Genomic DNA, 16,294 nt, shown 5'->3' with positions numbered 1-16,294 from the left:
AGCAACCCACGATGAATCTGCAGGTTCGTGAAGCCAGCGCCGACGATGCCGTACTGATCGCCGAGCTGACTCGCGCCTGCTGGGCCGAACGTGTTATCGCCAGCTCCAGCGGCCATCACGAACACACGGAACGGGTGCAACAAGACCTGCAACGCGGCGGCGGCTTCTTGCTGTCGCTGGATGACCAGCCGATCGGTTCGGTGCGCTGGCTGCCGTCAGACACCGAAACCGAGGTCTGGGAAATCCTGCGTATGGGGGTGTTGCCGGCCTATCGCGGCCAGAGCTTATCGCAGCATTTGATGGAAGCGGTAATCCACCGCGCCCGCAGCGCCGACATCCAGGAACTGCGGCTGGCGGTACGCGCCGGTCAAATCAGGGTGGTCGATTTGTATGCTGTGTTTGAATTCGAACTGGCGCCGGAACTTGAATATACCCGCGCCAATCCGTTGGAAGAATCGCCGCTGGTGATGCGGCGCTGGCTCAGGCGTTAATATCGGGTTAGTGCCCGGACAATTGCGATACCGAAGTACCGGTCACCAGCCCGCCGGTGATATCCATGTGCACATTAAAGAAAGCCTGGCTGGCATCGCTCTGGGTATAGCGCCAGTCCCACACTTCCTCGTTCTTCCGCGTGAACTGCACCACAGTGCGTGGCTTGCCTAGCATCTGGCGCACCTCTTCCTTGCGCATGCCGACCTTGATCCTGGCGAAATTCTCTTCGGTCAGCACCTGCTTGTAATCACTCAGCTTGCCATCCTTGCCGATATAGAACATCCAGGTGCGCGCGCCGGCTGGTCCTTTGGGATACTCCAGCGTACGCTCGCCGTTTTCTTTTTCCCACACCGTATCCGGCTGGCCCATGGCGTTGCGGACATCGGCTTCTGACGATACCCCGCGGTTCAGTTTTTCCAATCCGGCCTCCTGTACGAAATTACCGTTCTGGTCGCAAGCGGCAATGAGAAATGGCGCAACAAATGGGACAACTACGGTCAAAATCCTGCGTACCCATGGGTTCATGCTGCCTCCTCTATCCGATAATTGTCCCAGTATATCTTCATTTTGTTGCTACTTGGATATGTAGCAAACCCACCACCACCGACGACAAACCGTTCGGGCAACCCGAAATAGCATAAAATAGCGCCTGATCCCAGCCTATTATTCAAAGCACCCATGAAATTTTCCAAACAAATTTACGGTTACCAATCCGACATCACCAAATTCGTTGAAGAACTCAAGGAAAAGAATCCAAAGCTGGAAGAACAGCAACTCGCCGGCCGCGCCCTGCTGTGGGACAAGACCCCGATCGACCTGGACAGCCAGCTGCGCACCCAGGAATCGCGCGTCGATCAACAGCCCTATGTGTATCAAAACAATCACTAATTCACAATTCATTCGAGATCAGGTAACGATCAGATGAGCCAGAATTTGTCGGATGCTGCCGAACTGACACTAGAAGGTCAACCCGATTCGACACCGAATGTGATCGACGGCGTGGCTTTTGCGCGCCTGTACGGCGAGCCGCTGTTCCGCATGCCGACCGATCTCTACATTCCGCCGGATGCGCTGGAAGTCTTCCTGGAAGCATTCGAAGGCCCGCTCGATCTGCTGCTGTACCTGATCCGCAAGCAGAATTTCAATATCCTCGACATCCCGATGGCGCAAGTCACCTTGCAATATCTGGAATACGTCGACCAGATCCGCATTACCAACCTGGAACTGGCTGCAGAATATCTGCTGATGGCAGCCATGCTGATCGAAATCAAATCGCGCATGCTGCTGCCGGTTCGTAAAACCGACAGCGAAGAAGCCGAAGATCCGCGCGCGGAACTGGTGCGGCGCCTGCTTGAATACGAACAGATGAAACTGGCGGCGCGCGAGATCGACGCCCTGCCGCAACTCGGACGCGATTATGTCCGCACCCAGATCTACATCGAACAAAGCATCGTCACGCGCTGGCCGGAAGTCAACCTGGACGATCTGCAAGCTGCCTGGGCCGATGTCATCAAGCGTGCCAAGCTGACGGCCCACCACACCATCAGCCGCGAAGAACTGTCGGTACGGGAGCACATGACCGGGATTTTGCGGCGCCTGCAATCGTCGCGCTTTGTCGAGTTCGCCGAATTGTTCGATCCGTCGCGCGGGGTGCCTGTGCTGGTGGTGAATTTCATCGCCATGCTCGAGCTGGCGAAAGAAACGCTGATTGAAATCACCCAGGCCGAACCGTTCGCGCCTATCTATGTACGACTGGCCTACTCGCCCACTTACGCCGTTGCATAAATTTTTTAATTTGACCGTTTTCCCTAATCAGTTGAGGACAGAGTCGCACGGATAGTGTAATTCGCCACGCTACGGTGGCTCTTAAACCCTTCCCGGGCAGCTCTGTCCCGCAATTATTACAATTATGAAAATCATTTCCTCGATTGAAGAGCTACGCGATCAACTGCGCGGCCAACTGCGTACCGCATTCGTCCCGACCATGGGTAATCTGCATGAGGGCCACCTGTCGCTGATGCGGCTGGCGAAGAAACATGGCGATCCTATCGTCGCCTCGATCTTCGTCAATCGCCTGCAGTTCGGCCCCAACGAAGATTTCGACAAATATCCGCGCACCTTTGCCGCCGACGTCGCCAAGCTGGAAAAAGAAGGCGTCTACGTCCTGTTCGCCCCCACCGAGAAAGACTTGTATCCGGAGCCGCAGGAATTCCGCGTGCGCCCGCCCGACGATCTTGGCAATACGCTGGAAGGTGAATTCCGCCCGGGATTCTTTACCGGCGTCACCACGGTTGTCCTCAAGCTGTTTTCCTGCGTCCAGCCAAGAGTCGCCGTGTTCGGCAAGAAGGATTACCAACAGCTGATGATCGTGCGCAATATGGCGAAGCAATTTGCCCTGCCGACTGAAATCATCGCCGCCGAAACCTGGCGCGCCGACGATGGCCTGGCGCTCTCCTCGCGCAATATGTATCTGTCTGAAGACGAACGCGCGGAGGCGCCGAGCCTGTTCAAGACGCTCAACCAGGTGGCCGAAGAAGTGCGCGCCGGCCATCTCGATATTTTCGAACTGGAAAAGCAGGCGATGGCGCAACTCGGCAGCCGCGGCTGGAAACCGGATTACATCTCGATCCGCAAACGCAGCGACCTGCAAGCGCCCGCAGCGGGCGATCTGGCGCAAGGCGAAAAGCTGGTGGTGCTGGCCGCCGCCAAGCTGGGCACTACGCGCCTGATCGACAATCTGGAAATCTGAGCCTGGATGCTACCGTGCAACGGCCGCAACAGTACCACCACAACGGACTAACTCGCGCCTTGCTAGCTACGGCTGGAATGGCTGTGGTGGCTTCGTTCGCCGCTGCCGCAAACACCCAAGGCATCACGGTGCGCGACGATGCCCAGCATAATGTGGTGCTAGCGCAGCCCGCACATCGCATCGTCAGCCTGGCGCCGCACGCGACCGAGCTGTTGTTTGCTGTCGGCGCCGGTGCTTACGTAGTCGGCGTCAGCGACTATAGCGACTACCCTCCCGCAGCCAAACAGATACCTTCCGTCGGCAGCAGCAGCGCATTGGACATCGAACGCATTATTTCTCTCAAGCCGGATTTGGTCGTGGCCTGGAGCAGCGGTAATTCAGCCACCCAGATTGCCAGGTTGCGCGCCATCGGCATCCCGGTTTTTGAAAGCGAACCGCGACAGCTGGACGTCGTCGCTTCGTCCCTGCTACGCCTAGCGCAACTGGCCGGCACCGAAGATGCCGGCACGGCGGCAGCCACCGCTTTCAAGGCTCGCCTGGCACAGCTTGATGCGACCTATCGGCAACGACCGACTGTGCGCGTGTTTTATCAGATATGGAAAAAGCCGCTGATGACGCTCAATGACAGCCATATGGTGACTAGCGTGATCCGTTTGTGCGGTGGTGAAAACGTGTTCGGCAAGCTGCCGCAACTGGCGCCGACCGTCAGCACGGAAGCGGTGTTGCAAGCCAATCCGGAAGTAATCTTTGCAGCGGATGGCGGCAGCTCACCCAGCACCAGCTGGCAACGCTTTCCCCAGCTCGCTGCGGTGGCTGGCAACAATCTGTTTACCCTCACTCCAAACTGGATGAGCCGCCCCGGGCCGCGCATCCTGGATGGCGCAGCCGAGCTATGCGAGAAGCTGGATCTGGCGCGTAGCCGGCGCCGGTAGTTTTTTGACGGCCTCTTTGAATAAAGAAAATCTTTAGGGCACGCCGGCAACCGGCATGAACAAACGCCGCGAGCCGTTTTCCACCACTTCAAACGGACAGGAAAATGCCGCCTGCAGAATCTCAGGTTGCAGCACGCTGTCCGTACTGCCCTGCCACACCTGGCCATCCCCCAACAGCAGCACGTGGCTAGCATAACGCGCCACCAGATTGATATCGTGACAAGCCGCGATCACTGCTTTTTGCGGCGCGAGGCGGCGCAATAATTCCATCACGACGATTTGCGCCGCGGCATCCTGATGGGCGGTAGGTTCATCCAGCATGAACAGCAACGGGTCTTGCGTCAGCAAAGTAGCCAACGCCACCCGCTGCCTCTCACCACCCGACAAGTGCATCACATCGTGGGCGCTGAAAGCAGCCATCCTGACCTGCTCCAACGCTTGCATTGCCAGCGCCCGGTCCTCTTCCATATCCCAACCGAAACCGAACTGATAGGGATGACGGCCGGCGATCACCGCCGCCAGCACGCTGCTGGAAAATGCATCGGCCTGCTGCTGCGCCAGCAATCCACGCAAGCGCGCCAGTTGCTGTGCCGGAGTAGACTGGATATCCTCACCCTGGATCTTCACACGGCCGCCAGCCGGGCGATGCAGCCCAGCCAGCGTATGCAATAAAGTAGTCTTGCCGATGCCGTTACGGCCGAGCACGCACCAGAACTGGCCCGGCGCAATCTGCCAGTCAAGCCCGCTGCACAAGACTCTGCGGCCGGCACTGACGCTCAGTTGTTCGGTGCTCAATAATGGAATAGCGACTTCGCTCATGGCCGGCTCCTCATGCCTTGCTGCGCGATAGCAGCCACAAGAATACCGGCACACCGACCAGAGCTGTAATCACTCCAACCGGCAACTGGGTAGGCGCTACCACTGTGCGCGCCGCCAGATCCGCCAGCACCAGCGCAGCGCCGCCGACCAGCGCACTGGCGGGCAACAAGATCCGCTGGTCATTACCGACCAGCAGGCGTATCGCATGCGGCACCACCAGGCCGATAAAACCAATTGTGCCGGCCACCGTAACCGCTGCCGCAGTGGCCAATGAAGCCGCACATAATGTAAGCAACCGCAAACGCAGCACCGGCACTCCAAGCAACTGCGCAAAACCTTCGCCGCGCGCCAACAGATTCAACTGCCGCGCATTCAACACGCTCCATACAAGAATCAACAACAGCAGCACAGCCGCCGGCAATAACAGGCGCGCATCTTCCAGATCGCCCATCAACCAGAACAGCATGCCGCGCAACTGGCCGTCAGGCGCCAGCGTCAGCACCAGCGTCACGATCGCGCCGAAGCCGGCGGCGATCATCACACCAGTCAGTATCAGACGATGACCGCTGTGTTGGGCAACACCGGGCAGGCGCCGCAGCGCTTGCTGCGCCAGCCCGAACAATAGCAAAACCGCCAGCCCGGCGCCGAGGGCCGCGCCCGATGCAGCGGCAACGTCGCCCATGAAACCGAAGTGGCTAGCGATTAATAACGCGGATAAAGCCCCGGCAGCGGAACCGCCGGACAAGCCCAGCACATATGGATCGGCCAGGGGATTGCGCAGCAATACCTGCATCAACGCCCCCGCCAGCGCCAGCAAGCCGCCAACCACGAACGCGGTCAGCGCACGCGGCAAACGCAAGGGCAGATAGATTTGATCGGCCGCCAAACCGCAACCACTGCTGCCACAAGAAACCGCGAGCACCAGCGCCAATGCTGCAAATAACGCTAAGCAGCACAAGATGGCGATGGCACGGCGCAGGGTAGTAAGGCCAGTCAATGGTGTGGGCGATTCGTTGGTTGGTTAGAGAGAGTTGCAGTAGCTCTACAGGCCGTAGCGAGCGGCTCAAGGTCTGGTCGAGAAGCGGAGCTGTATTCTAGTACAGCGAGCATCGCAGACCAGAGATTGAGTCGCGCAGTAGGCATGTAGTGCTACTGCTGCCAATTTACACCAACAAACAGTCCGCGTGATGGCTGGTTATAGCCATAGGCGGTTTGATAATCGCGATTGAACAGATTATCAATACGGCCGAACAACGATATTTCCTTGTTCAACTGATAGCGCGCATTGGCGTTGGTCAGCCAATAGGGAGCCAGTGTTGGATTGCCGGGAATATCGGTACGGCTGTTAGTGTATTGAACATCGGTGCCGATGCGCCAGGCGCCGAAGCTTTTGGCGGCGCCCAGCGAACCCAAGGTCTTGGCGCGACGTACCAAGGTTTTGCCAGTCGATTCGTTCTTTGGATCCTGCAGAGTCAAACTGGCGCGCCAGTCGATTGCTAGCAACGTAGTGCTGGCGCTCAACTCCAGGCCCTGGTTCTTGGCGCGCGCAATATTGATGGTTCGAAAGGTAACAGGATCGTAGCCGAACTGGTCGCGCGTGCGGGTGTCGAACAGCGTGGCGCGCAACAAAGTAGCGCCGGCTGCGTACTGCACGCCCAGCTCGTAGGATTTCGAACGCTCCGCCTTCAGATTGATATTGCCATACAGCGGGTCGAACAATTGTACTGGCGTTGGCGCATTGAATGCAGTCGACGCATTGGCTATCAGCTTGACGCTATCGGTCAACGCATAGCCATAACCGAGGTAACCGGTATTGTCCGAACCTGAGCCGCCGACATCGTCATGCCGCACATTCAATTGCAACTGGTGCGCGCCGATCTTGCCGTTTACGCCAGCGTACACGCTGGAAGTCGAACGCGAGAAGCTATTGCTGCTATTGCCAAAGCTGCTGTTGGAATTGACCTCTGCCTTTTCACGGCCGGCGTCGACACCTGCATTGGCTACCCACAGCGGCGACAAGCGCAACTCATTGGCCCATTGCAGCAGGTTTTGCGTGCTCTTGTAGCCGTTGCTGCTGTTACCGAAGCTGCTCAGGTCTTCCAGGTTGTCGCGGTTGACGTTTTGCGACACGGTCAGGGTTGAGGTCCAGTCCTGGGTAAAGCTGTTTTTCGAGAATACCGCGATCGACTGGCTCTTCGAATGGCCGTTGTTCCGGTCAGTCGGCGTGCCAAAAGCATCGTCGAAAGTGTACTTGGAATCGTTGGCGTACACGCGAGCGCCAACCTCATTGCCCTTGCGCCATTCCTGCGATACCGAACCCGAGACGCTGGTATTGCCGTCGCCATTGCGGTCCGGATTGACGTTCGGGTTTTGCAAAGGATTCTGCGCCGAGAATCCATCTGTCTTGAAGCGTGTCAACGACAGCGCATAACGGGTATCGCCGCTCTTGCCGTTGACGCCGACATTACCTTGGTAAGTGCCACGCGAGCCGGCTTCAACCGAAGCGTTGAACGCCGGTGCGCCATTGCCGCGTTTGGTGAAGATCTGCACTACGCCGCCGATTGCGCCGGAACCGTAGATGGCCGAGACGTTGCCGCGCACGATTTCGATGTGATCGATCTGGTCCGGCAAGATATTCTCAAGCGCCGGCAAGCCAAACGATGCCTGGCGCCGGATCGGTACGCCATCGATCATGATCAGGGTTTCCGAGGAATTCGCGCCGCGCATGAACAAGGAAGCCTGTTGGCCAGGGCCGCCGACGCGGGTGATCTGGATGCCGGCTTCGCGTTCCAGCAATGCCGGCAGATCCGGCGCTTGCGAATTGCGGATGTCTTCGGCGCTGATCACAGTAGTGTGCGGTAACGCATCGGTTTGCGGTTGCTCGATGCGGGCAGCGGTGACTACCACTGGCACCAGAGCCTGGTCTTGCGTGGTTTGCGCCGATACAGGAGTCGCTGAGAGCGCAGTGGAGAGGATGGCTGAAGCAAGCGCGAGCGGCTTCAAGGTCGCGCCGCAGCGGCGTGATAAAGATAATGTCATTTTTAGATACGATAAAAGTCCCCGGCCTGCTTCCCCGCAAGCCCGGTTGCAACAGTAGTAGCGAACAAACGCATAGCACTTGTTCCTTACTCCCCCTGATCTGGCCGGTATCCGGGCTAACAAGTCGGAGCGTATAACCTTCCCATGCCAAGCTCACGCATAAACTCATGCCTCAGCTCAAACACAGTGGTAGAAGATACGCCCTGTCACCATGTCAAAATCAAAGAATGAATTCAACCGGCGACGCTTGTTTTACCGTTGCGGGGGCAGCACACGTTGGCCGGCGCTCTTGTCGAGCCGCCTGGCGCCGTGTTTCCCGTTTAACTGCGGACATGGACATGTCCGCGTGCACCAAAACCCCGTCATTGTAAGGCCGACGCCGGTTTGCAGCAATTGCCGCGTGCGTTCGCAACGCTACACTGTGGTTAAATTCGCATTCCCGCGGTACAAAGCCGCCACCATGTCGGACTGCGTCACCATGCCGACCAGGCGCCGCTGGTCATCGACAATCGGGATGTGATGGATGCCGGAATCGGACAAAGGCTGCACCAGTTCCACAATATGCGCATCCTCCAACGCGCTCTCCACCTTGGCCGTCATGATCTGGCCGACCACTTCCGGCTTGTCGGAATGCGTATTGGTAGTACGTCGGATGAACTGCTTGAGTTTATGGTCGAAACCGGTGTACACCTGCAAATTCACCTGACGCATGAAGTCGGTCTGGGTGATGATGCCGATCAGGCGCCGCGCCGAATTAATCACCGGCAGCGCCTTGATGCGATGTTTCAATAACAAGGCCCATGCATCCTCCAGCGAAGTCCCATATTCGACGCTGATGACATCGCGCGACATGATGTCAGCGCAGGTAATCGCACCGAAACGGCGTCGGTAGGCATGCAACTCCGTTTGCAGGATCAAATCTTCCAGGTCATCCCGGCTGACATCCAGCACCTGATTGTATTGGTGCAATACATAATCCAGGTCTTCCTGCGTAAAACCGATGCGCCGGCCGCTGGGCTGGTCTTTGGTCTGATGCAATTTGCTGAGGTCGGCATGGGCGACATGCGGGTAGCGGCGGCGGGTAGCGTTGTTGAACAACAGCGCTACCGCTAGCAGCAAAAAGGAATTCAGCAGCACCGGCGTCAGCACGAAATGAAAACCCTGGCTGGTGACCGCCGGGCCGCCCAGCACCGCGGTCAGCGCCACCGCACCGCTAGGCGGATGCAGGCAACGCAAGGCGAACATGGCGCCGATTGCAGCGGAAACCGCGATAGCCGGCGCAAACACGGGATCGGGAATCCAGCGCGCGCAACTGACGCCAATCACGGCCGCCACCAGGTTGCCGCCGATAATCGACCATGGCTGCGCCAACGGACTGGCCGGTACGCCGAACAACAACACGGCAGAAGCGCCCATCGGGGCGATCAGCAAAGGCAACGGCGCGCTCGCGCCCAGCGCCCAGTGGCTCACCAGTCCCGTCAACAAGATCCCCAACAAGGCGCCACAGCAGGCGCGCATGCGCTCGGTGGCATTGACCATCACAGGCCCGGGGATAAAACCGCGTAACCACAACCAGAACAATTCCATCTTCTTTACTTTCAAGTTTGTTGCTGTCAAAGACATGTCAGCCGCCATAAGCATAGGTAAATTTATTATTCACGATCCGCCCCATCACGCGTGAGCGCTGGTCCAGACCGACGTGATCTTTGGGATTCATGTTGACCACTCCTTGCGGTATGGTCAGGTCATGCGTGTTTTCCAGTGCATTCCGTAGCGCCATGCGGAACTGCTTGCTGCCGGGTTGGGCGGATTTGAGCGCTTGCGGCACCGCATTGGCGATCAGCATGTAAGCGCCCCAGGCATCGGCGGCAAATTGGGTCACCGTGTCAGCGCCGTAGGCGGCTTCGTAGCGGCTGGTGAACGCCAGCGCGGTTTTCCTGACCGGATTCGATAACGGCAATTGCTTGGCCACCACCGCCGGCCCGGTCGGAAAGAAGGTACCTTCGACATCCTTGCCGCCGACTTTCAGAAAATCCGCCGTGGCGATACCGTGCGTCTGATAAATGCGGCCCTTGTAGCCACGCTCAGCCAGCGTCTTTTGCGGCAATACCGCCGGCGTCGCCGAAGCGGCGATCAGTACCGCGTCCGGCTGCGCCGACATGATCTTGAGAATCTGCCCGGTGACGCTGGTGTCGTTGCGGTTGTAACGTTCGCCGGCGACCACCTTGATCTTCCTGAGTTCGGCCAGCCGTGAAAACTCGCGCCACCAGCTGTCGCCGTAAGCATCCGCAAAGCCGATAAACGCTACCGTCTTGATGCCGTTGTCCGCCATGTGCTGGGTCAGGATGGTTGCCATGTGCGAATCGTTTTGCGGCAACTTGAAGACCCAGGCGCGCCTGGCATCTTGCGGCTCGACGATAGAGGCCGATGCCGCCAGCGCCAGCAGCGGCGTTTCTGCCTCGGACACCACATCCAGCAATGCCAGTGCGGCAGGCGTTGTATTCGGCCCCACGATCAGGTCGACTTTCTCTTCATTGATCAGTTTGCGCGCATTGCGCACCGCGTTGGTCGGATCGGAAGCATCGTCCAGGATGATGTACTCGACCTTCTGCCCGGCGATCTCTTTCGGCCATAGCAGGATGGCATTTTTTGTTGACGCGCCAATCGCCGCGGCAGGTCCGGTGACAGCGATATCGACGCCTATCCGGATTTGCGCCAGGGCCGAGCCGCCCCACATGGAGAGAGCAACAGTAACAGCGGATGGCAGCAGATAACAACGTGTGAATTTGTTCATCGAATATCAATCCTGTTGGCGTGACATGTTTTTTTCCACAAGGACAGGATTCTACTGGAATGTAACAAGCAATATGCGTCAACAAGCAACTACACGACCGCGACGCTACATCACCGGCATTACGGTCACCATGCGATCTTAACCAGCAAGACCAGGCTGTTCATTGACCCAGAGCAAGAACTGCCTTTTTCACGTTGCCGGCAATAAAACTAATGATAAAAGTCGCGGAAGAACCTGGCTGTCTTTGAAACAAATCTTGATTTTTTCAATAATTCATATGATGATATGGTCACATTACGATAAAAATGCACCATTAGAAAAGCGCCGGAAGAGACAAAATGTTCAATAAACTGAATGCCAATCGGACTTCCTTGAGCGATACCGTCGCCCAGGAATTGTTGAAAAAGATAGAAACCGGCGAATTCGGCCCGGGCGCAAAACTGCCCACAGAACCGGCCTTGTCCGAGCAATTCGGCGTCAGCCGCACGGTGGTGCGTGAAGCGATTTCCCGTTTGAAGAATGAAGGCGCGGTCGAACCGCGCCAGGGCAGCGGCGTCTACGTCAGCCAGCAAGGCCATCTGCGGCCATTGCGGATCCAGTTCGACCAAGCTTCGTCGGCCGATGCCGTATTGCAGATTGTCGAACTGCGGCGCGCCATCGACGCTGAAGTGGCGGCGCTGGCCGCTACCCGCCGCACTCCGCGCCAACTCAAAGCCATCGAAAGCGCCTTGAAAGGCATCGCCGCCGATGTCAACGCCGGTGGCGATGGCGTGCTGGCCGATGTCATGTTCCATCGCAGCATCGCCGAGGCCACCGGCAATCCTTTCCTGCTGCAGACGTTGGCGTTCCTCAGCCAGTACCTGGAAGCCGCCACCGCCGTCACCCGCAGCAACGAAGCCAGGCGCGACGATTTCATGCGCCAGGTCTATGAGGAACACGCGGCCATCGCTGCCGCGATCGCCGCCGGCGACGCACTGGCTGCGCGCAATGCGGCACAAAACCATATGTTCAATGCGGCGCGACGCTTGTCGCAAGGCGCTGTCGTCGCCGAAACCCCGCAAAAAACCAAGAGCACTGCAAAAGCTCGCTAATCAGGATCAAACAATGACTATCAATGTAGGTGTAATCGGCCTTGGCGCCATGGGCTTGGGCGTTGCCCGTTCTTTGCTGCGGGCCGGCTTGCGCACGCATGCATGCGACGTCCGTCCGGAAGTTTTACAACAGTTTGCCAGCGAAGGCGGCATCGTCTGCAACACACCAGCCGAACTCGGCGCGCAATGTGAAGTAGTGATTACGGTGGTCGTCAACGCCGCGCAAACCGAGCACGTGCTGTTCGGCGAACAAGGCGCTGCGGCTGCCATGCGTCCCGGCAGCCTGGTAATCGCCAGCGCTACCGTGGCGCCGGAATATGCGGTCAAGCTCGGTGAACGACTGGCGGCACAACAGTTGCTGTTCCTCGATGCGCCGCTGTCCGGCGGCGCGGTGCGCGCGGCGGCCGGCGAAATGACCATGATGACTTCCGGCCCGGCCGCCGCATACGCCAAGGGCGAAGCGGTGCTGGCGGCGATCGCCGGCAAGGTTTACCGGCTGGGAGAAGCGCACGGCATCGGTTCCAAGGTAAAAATCATCAACCAGTTGCTGGCCGGCGTGCATATCGCGGCCGCCGCGGAAGCAATGGCATTGGGATTGCGCGAAGGCGTCGATGCAGATTCGCTGTATGAAGTAATCACCAACAGCGCCGGCAATTCGTGGATGTTTGAAAATCGCGTGCCGCATATCCTGAAGGCTGACTACACGCCGCTGTCGGCAGTCGATATTTTTGTCAAGGATTTGGGCCTGGTGCTGGATACAGCACGCGCCAGCAAATTTCCGCTGCCGCTATCGGCCGCTGCGCACCAGATGTTCATGATGGCATCCACTGCCGGCCATGGCGGCGAGGATGATTCCGCGGTGATCAAGATTTTCCCTGGCGTTAATTTACCAACTAAGTTGCCAACTAAGTTGCCGGCAGCGCAGGAGTAAGCGATGTCAGCACAACAGAATGCCGCAACACGTCCCCTGCTCGGCTGCATCGCCGATGATTTTACCGGCGCGACCGACCTCGCCAACATGCTGGTGCGCGAAGGCATGCGTACAGTGCAAACCATCGGCGTGCCGGACAGCGCACCGCAAGAAGTGGACGCCATCGTGGTAGCGCTAAAATCGCGCACGATTCCTGCCGCGGAAGCCGTCGCCGATTCTCTGGCTGCACTGAGCTGGCTGCAACAGCAAGGTTGCCGTCAGTTCTTTTTCAAATACTGCTCTACCTTCGACTCTACCGCGCAAGGCAATATCGGCCCGGTCGCTGATGCGCTGCTGCAGGCCTTGGGCAGCGATTTCACGATAGCCTGCCCGGTGTTCCCGGAAACCGGACGCACCCTGTATCGCGGCCATCTGTTTATCCAGGACCAGCTGCTCAATGAATCGGGGATGCAAAACCATCCGTTGACGCCGATGACCGATCCGAACCTGGTGCGCGTGCTGCAACAGCAGACCGAGTCCAAGGTCGGATTGATCGGTTATCCGACGGTTTCCCAAGGCGCTGACCAGATCCGCGCCAGGATTGACATGCTGCGTCAGCAAGGCGTGCGGATGGCGATTGTCGATGCACTGGAAAACCAGGACCTGTACGCCATCGGTGCCGCCTGCGCCGATTTGCCGCTGGTCACCGGCGGCTCCGGTATTGCGCTCGGCCTGCCCGGTAATTTCGTCCGCGCAGGTTTGCTCAATCCGCAGCAAGGCGCCAAGGCCAGTGAGCTCCCTGTGGTCGACGGCTTGTCGGTGGTTCTGGCCGGCAGCGCGTCAAAAGCCACCAACGCGCAGGTAAGCGCGTGGATCGAATCAAATCGCCCGGCGTTCCGTATCGATCCGCTGATGCTGGCCGCGGGCGAACCCGTGGTAGCGCAAGCATTGGCCTTCGCCAAACAACATCTGAATCAGCAACCGGCGTTGATCTACGCCACCACCACGCCGGAACAAGTGAAACAGGTACAAGCCAAACTGGGCGTCGAGCGCGCCGGTTTGCTAATCGAGCAAGCACTGGCCGATATCGCGGCGGCGTTGCTGGCCAGCGGTGTGCGGCGCTTTGTGATTGCCGGTGGCGAAACTTCAGGCGCCGTGGTCAAGGCGCTGGGCGTGCATGCCTTGCGCATTGGTGCTCAAATCGATCCTGGTGTGCCGGCGACGGCGTCGATCGGTGCGGTGGGTGTAGCGCCGTTAGCAATGGCGCTGAAATCCGGCAATTTCGGCAGTGTCGATTTTTTTGAAAAAGCGTTGCGGCAGCTTGGAGAGACCAAACTTGGCGAGGCTCGTCTATGACCGGTACAAAAAATCAACCCGGCAGCACCACGCTCAAGGAGCAGGCGCTGCGGGAAGAAATCTGCGAGATCGGCGCCAGCCTGTATCAGCGTAACTACACGGTCGGTGCGGCAGGCAACATCAGCGCCCGTCTGGATGACGGCTGGCTGATCACACCTACCGATGCCTGTCTCGGCAGGCTGACGCCGGCGCAGATCGCCAAGGTCGACCTGAGCGGCAAGTGGATCAGCGGCGACAAGCCGTCGAAGACGCTGACCTTGCATCGCGCGGTCTACGACAACAACCCGTTGATGCAGGCAGTCGTGCATACCCATTCGACCAATCTGGTCGCGCTCACGCTATCCGGCGTCTGGCATGACAACGCTGTACTGCCGCCGATCACGCCGTATCAGGTGATGAAGGTTGGCCGCATTCCGCTGATTCCTTATTGCCGTCCCGGCGATCCACGGGTAGCGGAGCAGGTCAAATTGCTGGCAACCAGCGTGCGCGGAGTTTTGCTGGAACGGCTGGGGCCGGTGGTGTGGCATGAAAGTATTTCGCAAGCGGCGTTCGCGCTGGAAGAGCTGGAAGAAACGGCACGCCTGTGGCTGATGTCGAGAGTTAAGTTGGAACTGCAACCCGAGCCGCTGAATGCAGAGGCTCTGGATGAGTTGTATCGGGTATTTGGAGCGCGCTGGTAAGTTTCAACAAATAGAAACATCCAGACTTAAAAATCAAACTGGTGGAGATAAGATGTCTGCAATAATCGAAAATAAAGGCGCAAAAAAAGGCACCCAGGCTAGTGCCAGCCTGCCGGCTGAACAAGCCGAAAATCTGTACAAGAAAGTATTCTGGCGCTTTGTGCCATTCATCATGCTGTGTTACGTGGTGGCTTACCTGGACCGCGTCAACGTCGGCTTTGCCAAGCTGCAGATGTTGCAGGACCTGGGCTTCAGCGAAACCGTTTTCGGCCTCGGCGCCGGCATATTCTTCCTCGGGTACTTCCTGTTTGAATTGCCCAGCAACCTGCTCATGAACAAGGTCGGCGCCAAGCTGTGGATCGCCCGGATCATGATTACCTGGGGCATCCTGTCGGCTTGCTTTGCATGGGTCCAGACGCCGACCCAGTTCTACGTCCTGCGTTTCTTGCTGGGCTTGGCTGAAGCCGGCTTTTATCCCGGCATCATTCTCTACCTGACCTACTGGTTCCCGTCGCACCGACGGGCCAAGGTGGTTGCTACCTTCATGGCGGCGATCCCGATCGCCGGCATTTTCGGCAACCCCTTGTCGGGCTGGATCATGCAAGCCTTCCACGGTTCCAGCGGCTGGCATGGCTGGCAATGGATGTTCATGATTGAAGCAATCCCGGCGATACTGGTCGGCATCGCGGTATTTTTCGTGATGGACAACAGTATTCGCAAGGCAAAGTGGCTGACTGAAGCGGAGAAGGATTTCCTGGAAGCGGAAATCCGCGCCGACCAGAAAGACATGCATAGCCCGAAAACTACTGCAGCCGTATTCAAGGATATCCGCATCTGGCACATGTGCCTGATCTACTTCTGTATCGTCATGGGCCAGTACGGCCTGACGTTCTGGCTGCCGACTCTGGTCAAGGCGTCCGGTGTGGTCGGCGACTTGAGGATCGGCCTGATCAGCGCGATTCCATTCCTGTGCGCGGTGTTCGCCATGATCCTGATCGGCCGTCGCTCCGACCGCATGCGTGAACGGCGCTGGCATCTGATCGTACCGGCGTTGCTGGGCGCGGTAGGTTTCGTAGTCTCCGCTATCGCTGCCGACAATACCGTGATTGCCATCGCCTTCCTGTCGCTCGCGGCGATGGGCGTATTGACCTGTTCGCCGCTGTTCTGGTCGTTGCCGACTGCCTTCCTGTCCGGCACCGGCGCCGCTGCCGGCATCGCGGTGATCAACTCGGTTGGTAACCTGGCCGGCTTCGTCAGCCCGTTCATGGTCGGCTGGCTGAAAGATACTACGCATAACAACCAAACCGGCATGTTCATGCTGGCTGGCATGTTGGTGATAGGCGCGATTGCGATTTTGAAAACGCCGCCCAAGATGGTTAATCGCTAAGATGCTATTCACCGTAGTGTGGGCATGTAATGCCCGCACTACGAA

16 protein-coding genes and 1 riboswitch are annotated in these 16,294 nt (G+C 58.3%); of the genes, 10 read left to right on the top strand and 6 right to left on the bottom strand.

Annotated elements, in window-relative coordinates:
- The first annotated feature begins 11 nt into the window (after positions 1 to 11).
- Entirely contained in the window at positions 12 to 491 is a 480-nt protein-coding gene (locus KHU29_RS10980; protein WP_211452847.1) for a GNAT family N-acetyltransferase, read from the top strand.
- 7 nt (positions 492 to 498) lie between these two features.
- Here the strand turns inward: KHU29_RS10980 and bamE are convergent, their stop codons facing one another.
- On the bottom strand, positions 499 to 1,017 hold the full coding sequence (bamE, locus tag KHU29_RS10975) for an outer membrane protein assembly factor BamE domain-containing protein (protein ID WP_211452846.1): 519 nt from the start codon (positions 1,015 to 1,017) through the stop codon (positions 499 to 501).
- Between the two features lie 153 nt (positions 1,018 to 1,170).
- Between bamE and KHU29_RS10970 the strand changes: the two genes are divergently transcribed.
- The 4 genes from KHU29_RS10970 to KHU29_RS10955 all read left to right on the top strand — a co-directional run bounded on the left by KHU29_RS10970 (position 1,171) and on the right by KHU29_RS10955 (position 4,173).
- Complete coding sequence (locus KHU29_RS10970) at positions 1,171 to 1,380, top strand: DUF3460 family protein (RefSeq protein ID WP_211452845.1); 210 nt, start codon at positions 1,171 to 1,173, stop codon at positions 1,378 to 1,380.
- 33 nt (positions 1,381 to 1,413) lie between these two features.
- Positions 1,414 to 2,277, top strand: coding sequence for a segregation and condensation protein A (locus KHU29_RS10965; protein WP_211452844.1), 864 nt, complete (start codon positions 1,414 to 1,416; stop codon positions 2,275 to 2,277).
- Between the two features lie 124 nt (positions 2,278 to 2,401).
- Positions 2,402 to 3,241 (top strand): pantoate--beta-alanine ligase, encoded by an 840-nt coding sequence (panC, locus tag KHU29_RS10960; RefSeq protein WP_211452843.1) that lies wholly within the window; start codon positions 2,402 to 2,404, stop codon positions 3,239 to 3,241.
- Between the two features lie 77 nt (positions 3,242 to 3,318).
- On the top strand, positions 3,319 to 4,173 hold the full coding sequence (locus KHU29_RS10955; RefSeq protein ID WP_211452932.1) for a cobalamin-binding protein: 855 nt from the start codon (positions 3,319 to 3,321) through the stop codon (positions 4,171 to 4,173).
- Positions 4,174 to 4,206: 33 nt separating this feature from the next.
- Here the strand turns inward: KHU29_RS10955 and KHU29_RS10950 are convergent, their stop codons facing one another.
- The 5 genes from KHU29_RS10950 to KHU29_RS10930 form a co-directional block, all read right to left on the bottom strand.
- Positions 4,207 to 4,992 carry an ABC transporter ATP-binding protein gene (locus KHU29_RS10950; RefSeq protein WP_211452842.1) on the bottom strand — a complete coding sequence of 262 codons (786 nt, stop codon included), beginning with the start codon at positions 4,990 to 4,992 and terminating at the stop codon, positions 4,207 to 4,209.
- Positions 4,993 to 5,002: 10 nt separating this feature from the next.
- Complete coding sequence (locus KHU29_RS10945) at positions 5,003 to 5,989, bottom strand: FecCD family ABC transporter permease (RefSeq protein WP_246541847.1); 987 nt, start codon at positions 5,987 to 5,989, stop codon at positions 5,003 to 5,005.
- Positions 5,990 to 6,141: 152 nt separating this feature from the next.
- Positions 6,142 to 8,031 (bottom strand): TonB-dependent receptor plug domain-containing protein, encoded by a 1,890-nt coding sequence (locus KHU29_RS10940; protein ID WP_211452841.1) that lies wholly within the window; start codon positions 8,029 to 8,031, stop codon positions 6,142 to 6,144.
- An 85-nt stretch (positions 8,032 to 8,116) separates the two neighbouring features.
- Positions 8,117 to 8,402, bottom strand: a riboswitch (cobalamin riboswitch).
- 43 nt (positions 8,403 to 8,445) lie between these two features.
- Positions 8,446 to 9,654, bottom strand: coding sequence for an HPP family protein (locus KHU29_RS10935; RefSeq protein WP_246541845.1), 1,209 nt, complete (start codon positions 9,652 to 9,654; stop codon positions 8,446 to 8,448).
- 1 nt (position 9,655) lies between these two features.
- Complete coding sequence (locus KHU29_RS10930) at positions 9,656 to 10,825, bottom strand: ABC transporter substrate-binding protein (RefSeq protein ID WP_425514469.1); 1,170 nt, start codon at positions 10,823 to 10,825, stop codon at positions 9,656 to 9,658.
- 338 nt (positions 10,826 to 11,163) lie between these two features.
- On the opposite strand from KHU29_RS10930, the gene KHU29_RS10925 reads away from it, so the two are divergent.
- The 5 genes from KHU29_RS10925 to KHU29_RS10905 are packed head-to-tail and all read left to right on the top strand — an operon-like array spanning position 11,164 to position 16,249.
- Entirely contained in the window at positions 11,164 to 11,916 is a 753-nt protein-coding gene (locus KHU29_RS10925) for a FadR/GntR family transcriptional regulator (RefSeq protein ID WP_211452840.1), read from the top strand.
- Between the two features lie 13 nt (positions 11,917 to 11,929).
- Complete coding sequence (ltnD, locus tag KHU29_RS10920) at positions 11,930 to 12,847, top strand: L-threonate dehydrogenase (RefSeq protein ID WP_211452839.1); 918 nt, start codon at positions 11,930 to 11,932, stop codon at positions 12,845 to 12,847.
- A gap of 3 nt (positions 12,848 to 12,850) precedes the next feature.
- Positions 12,851 to 14,182, top strand: coding sequence for a 3-oxo-tetronate kinase (gene otnK, locus KHU29_RS10915; protein ID WP_211452838.1), 1,332 nt, complete (start codon positions 12,851 to 12,853; stop codon positions 14,180 to 14,182).
- Entirely contained in the window at positions 14,179 to 14,862 is a 684-nt protein-coding gene (gene otnC / locus KHU29_RS10910; RefSeq protein WP_211452837.1) for a 3-oxo-tetronate 4-phosphate decarboxylase, read from the top strand. Before otnK ends, otnC begins: the two co-directional genes overlap by 4 nt.
- A 52-nt stretch (positions 14,863 to 14,914) precedes the next feature.
- The gene (locus tag KHU29_RS10905) at positions 14,915 to 16,249 is read left to right on the top strand and encodes an MFS transporter (protein WP_246541843.1); all 1,335 of its coding nucleotides are present in this window, start codon (positions 14,915 to 14,917) and stop codon (positions 16,247 to 16,249) included.
- The last annotated feature ends 45 nt before the right edge of the window (positions 16,250 to 16,294 follow it).

This window comes from Collimonas antrihumi (assembly GCF_018304965.1).
Taxonomy (GTDB): Bacteria; Pseudomonadota; Gammaproteobacteria; order Burkholderiales; family Burkholderiaceae_D; genus Collimonas; species Collimonas antrihumi.
The sequence above is the reverse complement of the archived record's forward strand: the minus strand, read 5'-3'. Positions and strand labels throughout refer to the sequence as shown.

Excerpts from the sequence above, each read along its gene's own strand:
- KHU29_RS10980 (WP_211452847.1), top strand. The coding sequence starts at position 12 with ATGAATCTGCAGGTTCGTGAAGCCAGCGCCGACGATGCCGTACTGATC.
- bamE (WP_211452846.1), bottom strand. The coding sequence starts at position 1,017 with ATGAACCCATGGGTACGCAGGATTTTGACCGTAGTTGTCCCATTTGTT.
- KHU29_RS10970 (WP_211452845.1), top strand. The coding sequence starts at position 1,171 with ATGAAATTTTCCAAACAAATTTACGGTTACCAATCCGACATCACCAAA.
- KHU29_RS10965 (WP_211452844.1), top strand. The coding sequence starts at position 1,414 with ATGAGCCAGAATTTGTCGGATGCTGCCGAACTGACACTAGAAGGTCAA.
- panC (WP_211452843.1), top strand. The coding sequence starts at position 2,402 with ATGAAAATCATTTCCTCGATTGAAGAGCTACGCGATCAACTGCGCGGC.
- KHU29_RS10955 (WP_211452932.1), top strand. The coding sequence starts at position 3,319 with ATGGCTGTGGTGGCTTCGTTCGCCGCTGCCGCAAACACCCAAGGCATC.
- KHU29_RS10950 (WP_211452842.1), bottom strand. The coding sequence starts at position 4,992 with ATGAGCGAAGTCGCTATTCCATTATTGAGCACCGAACAACTGAGCGTC.
- KHU29_RS10940 (WP_211452841.1), bottom strand. The coding sequence starts at position 8,031 with ATGACATTATCTTTATCACGCCGCTGCGGCGCGACCTTGAAGCCGCTC.
- KHU29_RS10935 (WP_246541845.1), bottom strand. The coding sequence starts at position 9,654 with ATGTCTTTGACAGCAACAAACTTGAAAGTAAAGAAGATGGAATTGTTC.
- KHU29_RS10930 (WP_425514469.1), bottom strand. The coding sequence starts at position 10,825 with ATGAACAAATTCACACGTTGTTATCTGCTGCCATCCGCTGTTACTGTT.
- KHU29_RS10925 (WP_211452840.1), top strand. The coding sequence starts at position 11,164 with ATGTTCAATAAACTGAATGCCAATCGGACTTCCTTGAGCGATACCGTC.
- ltnD (WP_211452839.1), top strand. The coding sequence starts at position 11,930 with ATGACTATCAATGTAGGTGTAATCGGCCTTGGCGCCATGGGCTTGGGC.
- otnK (WP_211452838.1), top strand. The coding sequence starts at position 12,851 with ATGTCAGCACAACAGAATGCCGCAACACGTCCCCTGCTCGGCTGCATC.
- otnC (WP_211452837.1), top strand. The coding sequence starts at position 14,179 with ATGACCGGTACAAAAAATCAACCCGGCAGCACCACGCTCAAGGAGCAG.
- KHU29_RS10905 (WP_246541843.1), top strand. The coding sequence starts at position 14,915 with ATGTCTGCAATAATCGAAAATAAAGGCGCAAAAAAAGGCACCCAGGCT.